Origin of the sequence: Mesorhizobium sp. B2-3-5 (genome assembly GCF_006442395.1) — a bacterium.
Classification (GTDB): Bacteria; Pseudomonadota; Alphaproteobacteria; order Rhizobiales; family Rhizobiaceae; genus Mesorhizobium.
Genome location: NZ_VFVX01000007.1, coordinates 15129 through 32769 on the forward strand (window position 1 = coordinate 15129; position 17641 = coordinate 32769).

At 64.1% G+C, this 17641-nt stretch carries 17 protein-coding genes; 2 read left to right on the forward strand and 15 right to left on the reverse strand.

Translation table 11 applies throughout. The annotated features are described in order from the left end of the window. Window positions 1-220: 220 nt before the first annotated feature. The 15 genes from FJ958_RS10610 to FJ958_RS10680 all read right to left on the reverse strand — a co-directional run bounded on the left by FJ958_RS10610 (window position 221) and on the right by FJ958_RS10680 (window position 14907). Complete coding sequence (locus tag FJ958_RS10610) at window positions 221-1771, reverse strand: Do family serine endopeptidase (protein WP_140742277.1); 1551 nt, start codon at window positions 1769-1771, stop codon at window positions 221-223. Window positions 1772-1919: 148 nt separating this feature from the next. After that, window positions 1920-2387, reverse strand: coding sequence for a cytochrome c-type biogenesis protein (locus tag FJ958_RS10615; RefSeq protein ID WP_140742279.1), 468 nt, complete (start codon window positions 2385-2387; stop codon window positions 1920-1922). After that, window positions 2384-4369: a heme lyase CcmF/NrfE family subunit gene (locus tag FJ958_RS10620; protein WP_140742281.1), complete on the reverse strand. Its 1986-nt coding sequence runs from the start codon at window positions 4367-4369 to the stop codon at window positions 2384-2386. The genes FJ958_RS10615 and FJ958_RS10620 overlap by 4 nt, the downstream gene beginning before the upstream one ends. 32 nt (window positions 4370-4401) lie before the next feature. Then, a complete protein-coding gene (gene ccmE, locus FJ958_RS10625; protein ID WP_140742283.1) occupies window positions 4402-4845 on the reverse strand; it encodes a cytochrome c maturation protein CcmE in 444 nt (147 codons plus the stop codon). 8 nt (window positions 4846-4853) lie between these two features. Further along, window positions 4854-5993: a c-type cytochrome biogenesis protein CcmI gene (gene ccmI / locus FJ958_RS10630; RefSeq protein WP_140742285.1), complete on the reverse strand. Its 1140-nt coding sequence runs from the start codon at window positions 5991-5993 to the stop codon at window positions 4854-4856. A 125-nt stretch (window positions 5994-6118) separates the two neighbouring features. Continuing rightward, window positions 6119-6556 carry a hypothetical protein gene (locus tag FJ958_RS10635; protein ID WP_140742287.1) on the reverse strand — a complete coding sequence of 146 codons (438 nt, stop codon included), beginning with the start codon at window positions 6554-6556 and terminating at the stop codon, window positions 6119-6121. Between the two features lie 187 nt (window positions 6557-6743). After that, a complete protein-coding gene (locus FJ958_RS10640; RefSeq protein ID WP_140742289.1) occupies window positions 6744-8171 on the reverse strand; it encodes an ATP-binding protein in 1428 nt (475 codons plus the stop codon). After that, entirely contained in the window at window positions 8155-8820 is a 666-nt protein-coding gene (locus tag FJ958_RS10645) for a response regulator transcription factor (protein ID WP_056563567.1), read from the reverse strand. The genes FJ958_RS10640 and FJ958_RS10645 overlap by 17 nt, the downstream gene beginning before the upstream one ends. A gap of 73 nt (window positions 8821-8893) precedes the next feature. Then, window positions 8894-9193 (reverse strand): hypothetical protein, encoded by a 300-nt coding sequence (locus tag FJ958_RS10650; protein ID WP_140742291.1) that lies wholly within the window; start codon window positions 9191-9193, stop codon window positions 8894-8896. A gap of 173 nt (window positions 9194-9366) precedes the next feature. Further along, on the reverse strand, window positions 9367-9774 hold the full coding sequence (locus FJ958_RS10655; protein ID WP_140742293.1) for a DUF3168 domain-containing protein: 408 nt from the start codon (window positions 9772-9774) through the stop codon (window positions 9367-9369). 164 nt (window positions 9775-9938) lie between these two features. Beyond that, the gene (locus FJ958_RS10660; protein WP_140742295.1) at window positions 9939-10742 is read right to left on the reverse strand and encodes an ABC transporter permease; all 804 of its coding nucleotides are present in this window, start codon (window positions 10740-10742) and stop codon (window positions 9939-9941) included. A 5-nt stretch (window positions 10743-10747) separates the two neighbouring features. Beyond that, a complete protein-coding gene (locus tag FJ958_RS10665) occupies window positions 10748-11581 on the reverse strand; it encodes an ABC transporter permease (protein ID WP_140742297.1) in 834 nt (277 codons plus the stop codon). 12 nt (window positions 11582-11593) lie between these two features. Continuing rightward, window positions 11594-12709: an ABC transporter substrate-binding protein gene (locus FJ958_RS10670; protein ID WP_140742299.1), complete on the reverse strand. Its 1116-nt coding sequence runs from the start codon at window positions 12707-12709 to the stop codon at window positions 11594-11596. 67 nt (window positions 12710-12776) lie between these two features. Next, window positions 12777-13871 (reverse strand): ABC transporter ATP-binding protein, encoded by a 1095-nt coding sequence (locus FJ958_RS10675; RefSeq protein WP_140693576.1) that lies wholly within the window; start codon window positions 13869-13871, stop codon window positions 12777-12779. 139 nt (window positions 13872-14010) lie between these two features. Continuing rightward, window positions 14011-14907: a LysR substrate-binding domain-containing protein gene (locus tag FJ958_RS10680; protein WP_140611217.1), complete on the reverse strand. Its 897-nt coding sequence runs from the start codon at window positions 14905-14907 to the stop codon at window positions 14011-14013. An 83-nt stretch (window positions 14908-14990) separates the two neighbouring features. Here FJ958_RS10680 and FJ958_RS10685 point away from each other — a divergent pair, with 83 nt between their 5' ends. Continuing rightward, on the forward strand, window positions 14991-16595 hold the full coding sequence (locus FJ958_RS10685; protein WP_181176361.1) for an amidohydrolase: 1605 nt from the start codon (window positions 14991-14993) through the stop codon (window positions 16593-16595). 24 nt (window positions 16596-16619) lie between these two features. Beyond that, window positions 16620-17552, forward strand: coding sequence for a dimethylarginine dimethylaminohydrolase family protein (locus FJ958_RS10690; RefSeq protein ID WP_140742303.1), 933 nt, complete (start codon window positions 16620-16622; stop codon window positions 17550-17552). The last annotated feature ends 89 nt before the right edge of the window (window positions 17553-17641 follow it).

The window sequence follows — 17641 nt, forward strand, 5'->3', positions numbered from 1 at the left end:
TCCGGACATGCCAAAATCCCGGACGTCTTGCTCCGAAGTCGCGCGCCATCGGATCGGGCGCGACGGAGCGCCTCTGAAGCCAATAGTGGGTGCGGCAGCGGGCGATGGGAAGCCCGCTGCCGCTGGAGGTGAGCACGATGACTGACTAACGTACCCGTCTCCATGCTTTCCCATGCGGCGACTCGGGGGTGTTGAAACCGCCGCATTGGAAAAGTCGTTTTCAGCCCTTGGCGACCGGCAGCGCGACGAAGCGGTTGTTGTCGTCACGGGTGATCTGCATCAGCACCGCCTTGCGCCCAGACTTCACCGCCTCGGTCATGGCCTTGGTGACGTCCTCGGTACCGTTCACTTCGGTCGAGTTGACCGCGGTAATGACGTCGCCAGGCTGGATGCCGCGGTCAGCGGCATCGCTGTTTGGATCGACGTCGGTCACCACCAGACCTTTGCCGTTTTCCGACTTGGTGACGGTCAGGCCGAGATCAGCCAGCGTGTCGGGCTTTGCCGGAGCGGCGGGCTGCTGCTGCTGGTCGTTCGAGGCCTGCTTGTCGGTGGCTGGCAACTTGCCGAGATCGACCTTGACCGTCTGGCTCTTGCCGTCGCGCCACACTGTGACATCGACCGACTTGCCCGGCGAATAGGCGCCGATCAGGCGGGCCAGTTCCTTCGGCGACGCAACGTCTTTGCCGTCGACCTGGGTGATGACGTCACCAGCGGCGATGCCGGCCTTCTTGCCGGGACCCGCGTCCTGGGCGCTGGACACCAACGCGCCATTGTTGGACTTCAGGCCGAGCGATTCGGCGATGTCCGATGTGACCGGCTGGATCTCGACGCCAAGCCAGCCGCGCTGCACGGTGCCGCTCTTCATCAGATCGTCGACGACCTGCTTGGCGGTCGAGGCGGGAATGTCGAAGGCGATACCGACGCTGCCGCCGGACGGCGAGAAAATAGCCGTGTTGATGCCGACCACCTGGCCGTTGAGATTGAAGGTCGGGCCACCCGAATTGCCGCGGTTGACCGAGGCATCGATCTGGAGGAAATCGTCATAGGGGCCGGCGCCGATGTCACGGCCGCGCGCCGACACGATGCCGGCGGTGACGGTGCCACCGAGACCGAACGGATTGCCGACGGCCACGACCCAGTCGCCGACGCGAACCTTGGCATCGTCGGCGAAGTCGACATAGGTGAACTTGCCGCCGCCTTCGACCTTGAGCACGGCGAGATCGGTGCGCGGATCGGTGCCGATCAGCTTGGCGTCGAGTTCCTTGCCGTCATTCGTCACCACGGTGAAAGCGGTGCCCTCTTGGACGACGTGATTGTTGGTGACGAGATAGCCGTCCTCGGAGATGAAGAAGCCGGAACCCTGAGCCACCGGACGCGGTTGGCCGTCGTTGCGGTCGCGATGCCCGAAGCGGCGGTGGGCTTCGTCGTTCTGACCACCCTGGTCGCCAAAGCCGCGGAACTCCTTGAAGAAGCGGCGCAGTTGCGGATTGTTGGGAAGATTGTCGAAACCGTCCTGACCGTCGGAGCCGTCGTCCGCGGTCGGCTGCACCTTGGCCTTGACCTTGACGCTGACCACGGCGGGCGAAACGCGCTCCACGACATCGGCGAAGCTCGGAACCTGCGGGGCCTCGACGCGCACCGCGTCGGCCAGAACGGGGCTGGTTCCGCTGGTCAGCGCGCCAACGCCGATCGCGCCGGCAACCGCAACGGACGCGACGGCAGCCAGAAGGCGCTTGCGGGTGCGGGAATATGAATTGGGGGCAATATTCATGGGTCTCTCATCCTCTTTCAAAGGGACGCGGCTTAATCGGCATCCTCAAGCAGGAGAATTAGAGCGGCGCACATTACAACGCCATTTCCGACGCATGAAACTTTGGTAATGTTGGCGGGCTGTCCTGGCGGCCAGACGACCTTGCCTGTCAGTCGCGGCGCAGAATCGCGTCCAGCGCCGCCTGTTCGTCGGCGGAGAGGGATTTTGTCGCCAGCTTCCGACGCGAGCGGGCGTTCAGGGCGATAAACATGCCGCCCACCAGGAGCAAAAGAACAGGCGTGCCCCAAAGCAGCGCGTTGCGCAGGTCGAAGCGTGGCTTCAACAGCACGAACTCGCCGTAACGCGAAACCACATAGTCCATCACCTGCTGGTCGCTATCGCCGGCGACGAGGCGCTGGCGCACCAGGATACGCAAATCGCGGGCAAGGTCCGCATCGGATTCATCGATCGACTGGTTTTGGCAGACCATGCAGCGCAGGCCTTCCGACAGAGCCCGGGCCCTCGCCTCGAGCGCCGGATCGGCCAGCATCTCGTCGGGCTTCACCGCGTGCGCGGCACCGGCGAAGACCAGTGCCAGCAGCAGGACAATCGAGGTCAGGGAAAGCCTGGGTTTCATGGCAGGCCCGCCGGCGCCACCGCCTGCTTGCGACGCCGCGAGGGCGCGCCGACGCGCAGACGCCTGTCCATCAGCGACATAGCCGCACCCGCCATCATCGTCAGACCGCCGCCCCAGATCAGTGTCACCAGCGGCTTCCACCACAGACGCACCACGACCGAGCCGTCCTTGCCCTCATCGCCGAGGGAAATGTAGAGCTGGGAAAGACCAAGCGTCTTGATGCCGGACTCCGTCGTCGTCATCTGCCGGACCGGATAGAAACGCTTGGCGGAGCTTATTTCGCCGACCGGACTACCACTGACACCGATCAGGTCGAAACGGCCGCGATCCTCGCTGTAGTTTGGACCCTGGGCAGGGTACAGCCCGACGAAACGCAGCGTATGGCCTGACAATTCCACGGTCTCGCCGGCGCGCATGGTCAGGATCTTCTCGGTACCGAAGGAGAGCGTGGCGACGATGCCGAGCAAAGTCAGGCCGAGGCCGAGATGGGCCAATGCCGTCCCGAAGACCGAGCGCGGCAGGCCGGCGAAGCGCCTGACCATAACGGCCGGGGCAACCGATCCAACGCCTGACTTGATGGCAAGGTCGGTGAGCGCGCCGGTGACCAGCCAGACGGCAAGGCCGATGCCAAGGGCGGCGAATACCGACGCCCCGTCGATGAACAGACCGGTGACCAGCATCGCCGCCAGCGCCAGGGCGAAGGCGGCCATCAGGCGCTGCGACGCGGCGATGACGTCGCCGCGCTTCCAGGCCAGCAACGGCCCGAACGGCACGAGGACCAGAAGCGGCAGCATCAAAGGGCCGAACGTCAGATCGAAGAACGGCGCGCCGACCGAGATCTTGTCGCCTGTGAGTGCCTCCAATGCCAGTGGATAGAGCGTGCCGACGAGCACGGTGGCGGTCGCCGTGGTCAGGAACAGGTTGTTGAGGACGAGCGCGCCTTCGCGCGAGATCGGGTGGAAAAGGCCGCCGGCCGTCAACCTCGAGGCACGCAGCGCAAACAGCGCCAGCGAGCCGCCGATGAACAGCGTCAGGATACACAGGATGAAGACGCCACGCGTCGGATCGGTGGCAAAGGCATGCACTGAAGTGAGCACGCCCGAACGCACCAGGAACGTGCCGAGCAGCGACAGCGAGAAGGTGAGGATGGCGAGCAGCAGCGTCCAGATCTTCAAGGCCGAGCGCTTTTCCATGACGATGGCCGAATGCAAAAGCGCGGTGCCCGCCAGCCACGGCATGAAAGAGGCGTTCTCGACCGGATCCCAGAACCAGAAGCCGCCCCAGCCCAGTTCGTAATAGGCCCAGTATGATCCCATGGCGATGCCGCCGGTCAGGAACATCCAGGCGACCAGCGTCCACGGCCGCACCCAGCGCGCCCAGGACGCATCGATGCGGCCCTCGATGAGGGCAGCGACCGAGAAGGAAAAGCAGATCGAGAAACCGACATAGCCGAGATAGAGCAGCGGCGGATGGATGGCGAGGCCGAGATCCTGCAGGACCGGGTTGAGGTCGCGACCCTCGATCGGCGCTGGATTGAGCCGGATGAAAGGATTGGACGTGGCCAGGATGAAGAGGAAGAAGGCGGCACCGATCGTGCCCTGAACGGCAAGCACGTTGGCGCGCAGCGTGGCTGGCAGATTCGAGCCGAAAGCTGCGACAAGCGCGCCGAAGAAGGTCAGGATCAGCACCCAGAGCAGCATCGAGCCTTCGTGATTGCCCCAGGTTCCGGTGATCTTGTAGATCAGCGGCTGCAGCGAATGCGAGTTTTCCCAGACGTTCGCCACCGAGAAATCGGAACTCGCGTAGGCACTCGCAAGTGCTGCGAAGGACAGCGCCGTCAGCGCAAAGCCGGTCACCGCGACGGGGCCGCCGACGGCCATCAGGCGCTGGTTGTTCAGGCGCGCGCCAAAGAGCGGCACGATCGTCTGCACCAAGGAAAGCGCAAACGCCAGGACCAGGGCGAAATGTCCGGTTTCAACCATGCGCGCAGTTCACTCTTGCTCTCCTGCCGGAGCTACTCACTCTTGCTCTCCTGCCACACACCTTTGGCCTTGAGGCCGTCGGCCACTTCCTTGGGCATGTAACGCTCATCATGCTTGGCCAGAACGCTATCGGCAACGAATACGCCATCCGGACCGAAGGTGCCCTCGGTGATGACGCCCTGCTCTTCACGGAAGAGGTCAGGCAGGATGCCGGTATAGGTGACCTTGACCGATTTATGCGTGTCGGTGACTGAAAAGGCGACTGTCGCGCCCTGCCCGCGCTGGATCGTGCCTTTTTCGACCAACCCTCCCAGCCTGATGCGCTGGCCGGGCTGGACGCTGGCGGTGGTGAGATCGGCCGGCATGTAGAAATAGGAGGCCTTCTGGCCAAGCGCGTAGAAGGTCAGTCCCGTGGCGGCGGCCAGGAAGGCCAATCCTCCCAAAATGACCGACAATCGTTTCTGCTTGCGTGTCATGACACGTTCTACTCCGTCGCCGTCAGACCGAGCGACGCGGCGAAGGCGGTGAATTTCTTGGCCTCGTCACTGCCGGCGCCAAAGACGGCGATGGCGCGCCCCAGAGCATCGCGCGCCTGATCGGCCTTGCCCAGCACGACGTAGGAACGAACGAGCCGCATCCATCCTTCCGCATCACGCGGATTTTGACGCAATTTCTCGTCGAGGCTTGCGACCATCGTGTTGATCATCGCTTCCCGATCCTGCGGCGACATGGAGGACGCGGCGTCGATCTCCGCGGCATCAGGGCCTTTCGCGGCGGCGCTGGAGGCAACTTCAGGCGTGCCGGATTTGGCCAGTGCCTGTTCGACCGCGCCGCGCCATGGCGAATCCGGTGGCAACGTGCCCAGCATTGCCTGCCAGGCCGTGATCGCCTCCTTGTTGCGCCCCTCCTGCGCCAAAGCCATGGCGAGATAGAAGCGGGCCTTCATGTTGGCCGGATCGAGCTTCAGCGCCGCCTCGAAGGCATCCTGGGCATCGGCGGAAACAACGCCCCCGGCCGCACCGGCGACTGCCTCGCCCAGGCCGGCCTGGCGGACGGCGCTGTCGCCGTCGAGGCGGATGGCGTTGCGGTAGGCGGCCACAGCGTCGGAAAAGCGCTGCATGCGCAGATAGACCGGCGCCAGAACCTCCCATCCCCTGCCATCGGAAGGATTGGCGGCAAGGTGGGCTTCGGCCCGCGCCACCAATTCGTCGACCGAACTGTCGGCCGGATTCTTGGCCAGCCGCTCGCTGAGCGGCTGCGACGGCAGGTCAGGCGAACCGATCTGGCTGTAAAGACCCCAGCTGACCAGCGGCACCGCCAGCACGGCCATGGTCGCGATCAGCCTTGCCGTGACCGACGCCTGCCTGGCTGATGTCTTGCCGGCTTGATCCGCACTGTCCAGGCGAAGGATGCGGCGCGCGATCTCGGCGCGCGCCTCGGCCGCTTCCGCCGGCTGGATCAAGCCACGCGCGGCGTCGCGGTCAAGCTCGGACAATTGATCGCGATAGACTTCCAGATCGTGATCGCCGCTCGACGACGCGCCCCTGGACCCGCCGGCCAGCGGCAGCAGCACCGCCAGGCTCGCACCCAGCGTCAGTATTGCGGCTATGACCCAGAACAGCATGGTTCTTCCAATAACGGCAGAGCCCTGCCCTGCCAACACAGACATCCTGCGACGCTTTGACGGCACGCGCGCCGAATGTCCTTGATCGACATCAACCGGCCGGCTTCCACCGAAGCCGATCGGGATCAGGTCAGCGGTGTCCAGCTGCCGTCGGCATTGCGGCACGCTGTTCCGCGGGCCGTGACGCCCGCTCCGCCGGTGAAGACGGTCTGCGTGTACTGGCGGCAGTCCTGCGAGCCGACCCGATAGGGTTGGGCTGGAACCACCTCCCCAAAATGCGAAGCCTGATCACCCTTCCACGTCACCTTCTGACCGCTCGCCGTGTATTCGAGCGCCTTATATTCAGCCTCCAGCGCGCTGCGCTTCTCCGCGTCGCTGAGGCCATTGCCGATCGACCCGCCGACGAGGCCGCCGCCCATCGCCGAAATGATCGACTTGGTGACCTTGCCGGTTGACGGAGGCGTCGAGGCTGGTGTCGGCGCGACCGTGGGACCCTTGCCGCTCAAGGTGGTGCAGCCGGATACGGCCAGCAGTGCGGAAACAAGCGCGACGCGAATCTTCATGCCAACAACCGGTTCTCTTGAGTTGGAGCCTGCCATGGATGCGCCGGGGGCCGCGTCATCGGAGAAGTGGGCGTGGCCATAGTGTTGATATTTGTCGGAAATTTGGCCACCGCCGGCCACTCCGGGATCAATCGATACGCCGCCATACCATGCGCCGCCCATCGGTGTCGATTGGCCCTGGAAAGCATCACTGAAGGCTCCGCAATCGCACCGCCGCCTTCAATCCGCCCATGCCGGACCGTTCCAGCGCCAGGACGCCGCCATACTCGTTGACGAGGTCGGCGACAATGGCGAGGCCCAGACCTGTCCCGGGCTTTGTCTCATCGAGGCGTCGTCCCCGCTTCAGGGCTTCGCGCGCCTTGTCCTCGGGAATGCCCGGTCCGTCATCCTCGATGCTGATCTCGAACAGGCTCTCATCCTTGCTGACCAAGGGCACGACCGAGACCGCGACGGCACTCTTCGCCCATTTCATCGCATTTTCGAGAAGATTGCCGAGCAACTCCTCGAGGTCTTCGCGCTCGCCGGCAAAGACGATCTCGGTGGCCGGCAGCGACAGCGACAGGCTGGTCCGCGGGTGGAGCTTCTGCAGAACCCGCACCATGCGCTGCACCAGCGGCGCCACCGGCGTGCGGTAGACGACGCTGTCGCGTTGCGCCGCGACGCGGGCGCGCTGCAGGTAATGGTCGACCTGCATCTGCATGGAAGCGGCCTGCTCGGCGATCAATTGTCCCTTGGCGCCGCCAAGCGCGCGGCCTTCGTTGAGCAGCACCGCGAGCGGCGTCTTCAGCGAGTGGGCGAGATTGCCGACCTGGGTTCGCGAGCGCTCGACAATGCGTTTGTTGTTTTCGATCAAGGCATTGGTTTCGTTGGCTAATGGTTCGATCTCGGCCGGGAAGCGGCCGTCAAGCCTCTGCGCGGTGCCCTCGCGCACCATGGCAAGCGCGTTGCGGACCCTGCGCAGCGGCTGCAGGCCGAGCAGGATGGCGATCGCGTTGATGGCGATCATGCCGATGCCGAACAGGCTGAGATAGGTCAGCAAGCGGCGCTGGAAGGTGCTTATCTCCTGCTCCAGTTCGGTCTTGTTGCCCATGACGCGGAAGCGCGCGGCGCGGTTCTTCGCATCGAGGACGAACTCGCTCTCGAACACCACCAGTTGCTCGCCGTCGATGCCTTCGGCCGCATAGCTGCGCTGGAAGCTGGCGTTGAACGGCACTTCAGCAACGCTCGGCGACGGGATCGATGTGGTCATCGAGGACGAATGAAGCTCGCCATGCACGCCCTCCGAAGCGGGCTCGACCGACCAGTACCAGCCCGAATTCGGCTCCGAGAACCTGAGGTCGCCGAGGTCGGGAGCGCCGGTGAGAGCGCCTGTGTCGGAAACACCGACGGAGCCGATCAGGTTGAACAGATGCGCCGAAAGCAGGCTGTCAAAACCGCGTTCGCTGGCCTGGCGATAGAGCGTGGTGATCAGGGTGAAGATGACGACAAGGGTCAGGATCGCCCACACGGTGGAAAAGGCGATCACGCGGAACGTCAGCGAACGCGGCCACAAACGCAGCGAAAGCGGCGTCCTTGCGGTTGGTTTGAGCGGTTCCGAGTTACGCCTCCGGCTCACGCATGCGGTAGCCCATGCCGCGCACGGTTTCGATCATGTCGATGCCCATCTTCTTGCGCAGCCGCCCGACAAAGACCTCGATGGTGTTGGAATCGCGGTCGAAATCCTGATCGTAGAGATGCTCGACCAGTTCGGTCCGCGATACGACTTCGCCCATATGGTGCATCAGATAGGCAAGCAGGCGGAATTCATGCGAGGTCAGCTTAAGCGGCACGCCGTCGACATCGGCCTTCGAGGCCTTGGTGTCGAGGCGCAGCGGCCCGCATGTCAGTTCGGACGAAGCGTGGCCCGCGGCGCGGCGGATCAACGCCCTGACCCTCGCCAGCACCTCCTCGATATGGAACGGCTTGGTGACATAGTCGTCGGCGCCGGCGTCGATGCCGGAGACCTTGTCGCTCCAGCGATCGCGCGCGGTCAGGATCAGCACCGGCATCTTGCGGCCGCCGCGGCGCCAGCGCTCGACAACGCTGATGCCGTCCATCTGCGGCAGGCCGATATCGAGTACGACGGCGTCGTAAGGTTCGGTATCGCCGAGGAAATGACCTTCCTCGCCGTCGAAGGCACGGTCGACGACATAGCCGGCGTCGACCAGCGCGTCCGCTATCTGCCGGTTGAGATCCTTGTCATCCTCGACGACCAGTACGCGCATGCGGAGATCGATACCTGTTGAAGTATTCGGCTCAGATATAGGCCGATTCCCGCGGCCTGGGAAACGGCAGGGGTCAGTTCTGCGGAACGACAATCTCGGAACGGCGCGGTCGCTGTCCGTCCTTGCCAGGCACCAGCACGACGATGACGCAGACCGGTTGGCCACCACGTGTCGACTGCGAGGCCTTGGCCAGCGTTCCGCCATTCTGCGAGGCCACCTGCAGGCCGATCGCGTAGCAATCCGACGCTGCCAGGACGATCGGGGTGGCCTGGTCGTATGCGATGACCTGCATCGCCATTGCCTGCGACGCAAACAGCCCGGCAGCACAAAGCGCCAGGGTCGCGGTTCGGAAATGGGAGCGGAGCGTTTTCATGACCGGCGTTGTAACGCTTCGGTGCTGAACGTGAAATGAACGGTGATCGATACAAAAACCATGTCCGCTACACCCCTGAAACGCGCGGCGACCGATCGCGATTTCGACGCCCCAACCCGACAAAATCACGCAGACGTCAGTCTAGACTCCGTTTCAGTCATATTGAAAGCGCGTCAGGCATTTTCCTGCGTCAGCGCCCGAAACCGCAGCAGCCCGTGATGCACAAGGAGCTCCTCGTCATAGCGGGCTTCGGTGAACTCAAGCGACAGCCGTGTTTGGCCGCGGGGGCCTATCACCAACACCGCGTCGGCAAGGCGTGCCTTGATGGCGTCCATGATGGCAAGCGTTTCGGCATCGCCATGAGCTTTCGACCAGACATGCAGCGTGATCAACTGATCGTCGTTGTTTTCGACGCCCGTGTCCCAGTCAAAGGCACTGGTCTGGCCACAGGTCACATACGGGAAAGCGGCATTGTCGGTCGGCCGTTCGAGCAGACCGGCACCGCCCAGCAATGCCGACAGTGACGCATCACTTTTCAGTCTCAGAAAAAGGGCCTGCTGCAAATCGCCTGGCGCGGTCATCGTCGTTTTCCTCAACTCGTCGCCATGGACATGCTTTTCCAAGCCCGCCCATGCCTTGCATGCCCTGCCACATATAGCGGTTCGCCACGCGAAGACGATGGCGATTCGTCACCAGGATGATGGATGCCGATGATCTCGAAAATACGACTGCACCAGAACGCCGATCAGACAGCGCGCAGCCTGACAATGAAGCTGCGCACCGCCAGCACCAGCACGGTGATGATGATCAGAATCACGGACAATGCAGCGATTGCCGGATCGATGTTGTCGCGCAAACCCATCCACATCAGACGCGGCAAGGTGATGGCGTTGACCGAAGTGATGAACAAGGTGACGCCGATCTCTTCCCAGGAGAGCACGAAGGACAGCAACGCCGCGGTGATGATGCCGAACTTAATGTTGGGCATGATGACGCGGGTGGCGCGCTCCCACACGGTGGCGCCGAGGCCCCGGGCGGCTAAGTCGATGCGCCTGTCCAGTTGACTGAGCGACACCAGCATCAGCACGGTGGCGAAAGGCACCGTCATCACCGAGTGCGCCATGGCGACGCCAAGCCAGGTATCATAGCCGAAGAACGAGCTGAAACCGGAGATCGAGGTCAACAGGAAGTAGAGCGTGATCGCCGAGACCACTGGCGGCACCACCATGGGCAGCAGCACGAAGCCGACGAGCGCTGCCGTGAAGCGCGGCTGGAACATCCAGACGCCGAGACTGAAGCATAGCGCCAAGACGGTGGAGAAAGCGCTGCTGACCACGCCGATCCGGATAGAGAGCAGGATCGAGTCGATCCAGCGCGGATCCTCTATCAGCGAGCGGTAGTGACGCAGCGACAGTTCACCCGTCGGCATCGCCAGCATGCGGCTTGGCGTCAGCGAAACCGGGATGACGGCCAGCAGGGGCATCAGCAGGAACAGCGCCACGAAGGCGGCGATGACGAGCGAGACGGGTCCGGGACGATAGGTCGGCATCTCGGCTACACCAATTGCTTCGGCCTGATATAGCGGAACAGCAGCGCCATCAGCGCGCCGACGAACAGCACGAGCACGACACTGATCGCAGCGCCCAGTCCCCAATCCGGGCTCTGGAAAATCCTGAGATAGATGAGTTCGGCCACCATGACGCTGCGGCCGCCGCCGAGGATCGCCGGTGTGACGAAGAAGCCCAGCGAAAAGACGAAGACGATGAGGGCGGAGCCGATGATTCCGGAGCGGGTCATCGGCACGAAGACCGACCAGAAGGTGCGCATGCGGCTGGAGCCGAGGCCGCGCGCCGCCAGAAGCACGCGGTCGTCGAGGCTGCGCATGGCCGATGCCAGCGGAAAGACGGCGAAGGGGATGAGGAAATGCGTCATGCCGACGATGACGCCGAATTCATTGCGCACCAGGGTCAGCGGTTCGGAGATGAAGCCGATCGCCTGCAGCCAGGTGTTGATCAGGCCGCGATTGGAGAGCAGCGCCACCCAGCCGAAGGCGCGGGTCAGCACCGAAATCCAGAAGGGAACGAGAATGCAGAACTCGGCGATAAGGCGCTGCGCGGGCGTACCGCGCACCCAGATGAGGGTAATGGCATAGGCGGCGGCCACCGACACGATGGTGACGATTGCCGCGATGCGCAGCGTCCTGACGAACACCGATTGCACCAGATCGTCGGTGAGCAGCGCGTCATACTGCCCAAGCCCCGGCGTCGGCAGCGTGAAGCTCCATTTGACGACGCCGAGGAAAGGCCAGGCATAGGCCAGCACAAGGAACAGGAGCAGCGGCGCCATCAACAGCGCCGCGCCCGTCCTGTCGGAAAGAGAGGACCGCATCCCTGCCCTGGATCAGGCGGAGATGATCTTGGTGTATTCGTCGAGCGCCGCCCCGTAGTTCTTGGCGTACCAGTCCATGTCGAGCGGGATCTGCTTCTTCATGTTTTCCGGGTCGACAGGATTGATGCGCTTCTTGTCGGCGGGGATCAGCGCGTCGGCTGCGGGGTTGGCCGGACCCTGGCCCAGCTTGTCGAACATGATCAGCTGCTTTTGCGGGTCCTGGGCGCTGGCGATGAACTTCATGGCCGCGTCCTTGCCGCCCGGATTGCCCTTGAGGACGGCAAGCGCGCCGGGCGAGATCAAGCCTTGGTCCCAAATGAACTTGATCTTGCCGCCGGAGTCCTGCTCGATCAGCGAGGCGCGTGTCGACCACACGATAGCCATCGAGGCCTCGCCGTTGAGCAGCACGCTCTGGCTCTCGGCGCCGCCGCCCCAATAGGCGACGACGTTTTCCTTGAAAGCGGCGATCTTGTCATGTGCGCGCTTGAGGTCGAGCGGATACAGCGAGGCCGGCGCGATGCCGTCGGCGAGAAGGGCAGCCTCCCAGCTCGAAACACCCCATTTGTAAAGCGAGCGCTTGCCAGGGAATTTCTTCACGTCGAAGAAATCTGCCATGCCGGTCGGCGCGTCCTTGCCGTATTTCTCGGAATCATAAGCGATGATGTAGGAGAAGAAATAGGTCGAGGCGGCATAGTCCCAGCCAAAGCCCGGACGCATCTTCTTCTTGTCGACGATGGTGTAGTCGATCGGCTCGAGCATGCCCTGGCCGCCGAGCGTGATGGCCGAGAACGGATCGACGTCGACGAGGTCCCAGGTCGGCGCGCCGCTCTTGAACTGCGCCGCGATGGCGCCCTCGGTCGGACCCGAGCCGTCCATCTTGACGACGATGCCGGTTTCCTTGGTGAAGGCCTGGCCATAGGCGGCATCATAAGCGGTGATGGCGTCGCCGCCCCAGTTCACCAGCACCAGTTCCTTCGCGGCGGCGAAGGCACCGGTCGAGCGCAAGAGCATCGGCGTGCCGGCCAGAACGAGTGCTGCAAGCTGCGTGAACTGCCGGCGCGAGATCTCGCCGCGGCCTGCCCTGGCGGACAGGCTCGCGATGGCTTGTTTCTTGGTGTCATTGGTCATGTCAGTTCCCCTTATTGTCGTTGATAGTACCGGAAAGTGGTGTGCGAACGTCTCGCCGCACCGATCGTCATTGCCCTCCGTCCGGAAGGAGGAAACCCTTTTCCGCCGGCCAGGTCAGCCATACGGAATTGCCTTTGCTGAGCGCGGCGGCGGCGACTTCATTGGGCACCGACACCGTGACCTTGGCGCCTTGCCTCGTCGTCAGATCGAGCCGCGTCGCGGCGCCCAGATAGGTCGAGTTGGTTGCTGTCGCGGCGACGCCGTTCTCACCGGCCGAAGCCTCGCCGGCGATGGACATGTATTCAGGCCGGATCGCCAGTATGGCGTTCCCACCGACGGAACCGGGGTTGCCGCGCAGGCTGACGGCGCGGTCCTCGCACAGGCCGGTGGCGCCGTTGTCGGCTCTGCGCACGCCTTTCAGCGGCAACATGTTGATCTCGCCGAGGAATTCGGCGACGAAACGGTTGGCCGGCCGGTCATAGACCTCGTCCGGCGCGCCGACCTGCAGCAATTTGCCGTGGTTGAAGATGGCGACGCGCGACGACAGCGCCAGCGCCTCGCTCTGGTCGTGGGTGACGAAGACGAAGGTGGTGCCGGTTTCCTGATGCAGACGCTTCATCTCGGCCTGCATCTGGCCGCGCAAGCTCTTGTCCAGGGCGGAAAACGGCTCGTCGAGCAGGAGCACGCCCGGCTCGAACACCAGTGCGCGGGCAAGCGCCACGCGCTGCTGCTGGCCGCCGGAGAGCTGCGCGGGCAATTTCTTCTCGTGACCGACCAGACCGACGCGCTCGATCATCTCCCCGACGCGCTTCTTGATCTCGGCGGCTGATTTCTTGCGAACCTTGAGCGGGAAAGCGATGTTCTGCTCCACGCTCATGTGCGGGAACAGCGCGTAGCCCTGGAACACCATGCCGGCGGCGCGCTGTTCGGCCGGACGATCGGTGATGTCGGTGCCGTCGCTGAAAAGCCTGCCCTCGGTCGGCTGCACGAAGCCGGCCAGGATCATCAGGAAGGTGGTCTTGCCCGAGCCGGAGGGGCCGAGCAACGTCAGGAACTCGCCGCGACCAATATCGAGCGTCAAATTGTCCAGCGCCCGGAACGAGCCGAAGCTCTTGCCGATCCCGTTCGCCTTGATTTCCGCCGCCCGGCCGGGTTGCTGCATCCTGCCTCTTCCTCAGTCTCGGATGAAATCGTAGGCAGGCGCGCGGCTCACCGCAACCGAATAGTTTTCGCCTGATCGGCAAATTTGATTCACGTCTGGTAGATGGGCGGGTGGCGGTCGGCGGTTTCAACGCCCCGCCTCAATATTTCGCCAGCCTGTTTTCCGACAGCTTCGCCCTGAGCCAGTCGCTGAAGGCATTGAGCACCGGATGGCCGGCCTTGGCGTGCTCGAAGACCAGATAGTAGGACCGCGGCGAGGGGACCGACGCCTCGAACGGCTTGACCAGCCGGCCTTCGCTCAGTGCCCGGCGACCGGTCAGTTCGTCACCCATGGCAATGCCCTGGCCGGCGACCGCCGCCGAGAACACGAGGTTCATGTCGGAAAAGAAGATGCCGCCTTCGGTGTCGGGATTTTCCACCTTGGACAACGCCAGCCAGCGCGCCCAGTCCTCGGTGTCGCCGAGATGGAGCAGGTTGGCGCGCAGCACGTCGGCGGGCTTGGAAAAGCCGCCGACCTTGTTGAGCAGCGTAGGGCTGCAGAGCGGCGTGAAGAAGACTTCGCACAGCAGCTCCACCGATCGGTTCGGCCAGTTGCCGACGCCGAAGGCGATGAAGGCGTCCGCTTCCGCATTGCTGACGTCGTCGAGCCGCCGCGGCGTCAGCACCGAGAGCGCAACGTCGGGATACATCTGCTGGAACTCGCCGATATGGGAGCACAGGAACATCGAGGCGAAGCCCGGCGGGCAGGAGATGGCGAAGGAGCCGCCGACGCCTGCGCCGCTGTTTTGCGTGCCCGCGTCGCCGAGCACTGTCAGCGCCTTGCGCACGTCGGCGGCGTAGCGCTGGCCGCGCGGCGTCAACGCCACGCCCTTGCCGATGCGCTGCAGCAGATCGAAGCCGAGGTCGCGTTCCAGCAGCCGAAGCTGATGCGAGACGGCGCTGCGGGTCAAACAGAGTTCGTCGGCGGCGCGCCACATGCTGCCGTGACGGGCGAAGCTGTCTAAGGCGCGTAGCGCCTGCGTCGAAGGTATTCGCAAAGGGACCTCAGGTGAACCGAATTTGCACGAGCCGGGAAAACATATCACTTTTTGATAAGCCGCTTCACTGCTTTCTTTGAAGCATGGACAAACCGGTGACGACATCCGCGCAAGCGACCGCACTTGCCTGCCTCGATGGCATCCAGCCCTCTCTGTCGCAATGGACGCGCACGATCTTCGATTTCGGCGAGACCGCCTGGCGCGAATATCAGTCGGCGGCATGGTATGTGGCGCGGCTGAAGCATGAGGGCTTCTCCGTCGAGGAAGGCTCGGGCGGCATGCCGACCGCGTTCTGCGCCCACTGGACGAACGGCGCCGGACCGACGATCGGCATGTATGCCGAATATGACGCCGTGCCCGGCAACTGCCAGGATGCGGTGACGGTCAAGCAGCCCCGGCCCGGCCTTGGCGTCGAGGCCGGCGGGCACACCGACCCGCATTCGGGGCTCGGCATGGCAAGCCTCGGTGGGCTGCTTGCCACCAAGGCCGCCATGCAGCGACACGGCATTCCAGGCACGCTCCGCTTCACCGGCGAGCCGGCCGAGAAAGTGCGAGGGTCGAAGCCGATCCACGCAGCCAGGGGCTATTATGATGGCCTTGCCGGCATGATCTCCTTCCATCCCTTCTACATGCTGCCGCTCTGCAACACGGCCCGCTGGGACACGCATTGCGGCGCGGCCTACGCCATGATCTACCGTTTCATCTGCGACGAGCCTCAGAACTGGGCACGCGCCGCGGGCGACGGCGCACCGATTCCGCAGGCGCATTCGGCGGTCCGCGCCCCCGGCGCCAACGACGCGCTGATGACGATGTACATGGCCTCCAAGGCATTGCGCGACTCCATGCTGCCGCACCAGGGCGGCTGGTCGATCAGCGAAGCGATCCTGACCGCGGGCCAGGCCACCGCCGACAATCTGCCGGCGGGGCTGGCCGAGATCCAGTACATGATCCGCGTGCCGACCATCGGCATGGCCGAACAGGTGACCGCCGTGCTCGACCGCAATGCGCAGGCCGCGGCCGCGATCAGCGGCTGCCGCTACGAACGGCACTGGGTGTCGAAATCGCGCCCAGGGCTGGCCAATCACGCCATGGCCGAGATCGCCTACGATGCGCTGTCGACGGTCGGTACGCCGCGCTGGGACGCGGCCGCCAGGGCGATTGCGCGCGATATCCAGGTCAATGCCGGCGGTATCGCGACCGAGAACCCGTTCATCGATGAACTGGAGCGGCTGATCGACCCCAGGCAAGCCGAGGCAATCCTGCGCCGCGACCTGCCGCCCTCGCAGGTCAATTCGACCTCCGACGACTACACCGACATGAGCTGGCACGCGCCGACCGCGCGGTTCTACGTCGCCCGCCCGGCGCTGCGTTCGGCACATGGCCACCCCTACCCGGCTTGGGTGATGAACGCGCTCGGCGGCATCTCCGCGACCATCGATCCAATGGTCACCTGCGCGTCCAAGACGGTCGCGCTGGCCGCGCTCCGCCTGCTCGAGGACAAAACCGCGCGCGACAAGGCGATGGACGAGTTCACTTTCCGCACCGGCGGCGGTGTTGGTGGATCGAGCTGGATCGCGCCGCTCTGCGACTACGAACCGCCGATCCATTTCCGCTGGCCGGAATATGTCACCACCGCGCGCGGTCGCGACTGGTGGATCCCAGCAATGCATGACCCGATCCACTCTTGAGAACAAGCCACGAGGAGAACCCCCATGACCGTTCATGATCGCATCGTCGCCGAACCGTTTTCCCTGCAGCGCCGCAATCCGGCCGGCGGCACCAAGCCGCTGACCGCCTGGGGCTTCGCCAACGAAACCGACAAGCTGACCGACGTGCTGCTCGGCTCGCCCAATTTCCTGCGTCATCTGTCGACCAGTTCGCTGTCCCGGAAACATCTGCGCGAGGCGCCCTGCAACGTCCAGATCGCGCAGGCTCAGCACAAGGATCTGGTTGCCGCCTATGAGCATTTCGGCGTCAACATCCATTGGCACGAGCCGACGCCGGAGCTGCCGATGCAGGTCTATTCCCGCGATTCCAGCGTCATGACGCCTTATGGCGCGATCATCACCGCCATGGCCAACTGGTGGCGGCGCGGCGAGAACTATGCCGCCATCCGCACCTATGAAAAACTTGGCATCCCGATCTACGACATGGTGACGGCGGGCACCTTCGAAGGCGGCGACTTCAACGTCATCGAGGACGGCGTGGTGCTGATCGGCTGCGGCGGCGCCCGCACGCAAGAGGAAGGCGCGCGCCAGGTGCAGGCCTGGTTCGAGAGGGAAGGCTGGGAGACGCGCATCGCCTTCATCGACGAATACTACGTCCATATCGACCTGATGGTGGTGCCGATCGCCGAAAAGCTCACCGCGGTGTGCCTCGCCTGCACAGAGCCCGGCATCGTCGACTGGCTGAAGGGCAAGGGCCACGAGATCATCGACGTTCCCTTCCAGGACACGATGGCGCTCGGCTGCAACTTCATGTCACTCGGCAAGGACCGGGTGATCGCGCCGACCTCCAGCAAGACGCTGATCGGCCAGCTCAAGGCGCGTGGCTTCGAGGTCGCGGCCGTCGACATGGGTGAAATCTCCAAGACCGGCGGCGGCATCCATTGCATGGCGCAAGCGCTGAAGCGCGAAGCGGCCTGACACCCATCCGCCCGCCGGATCGAGAATCTGGCGGCCGGGCGCTCCGCTTGGCAGCTACCCTGCCCTTTCCATCGACAAACCTCGCAGCT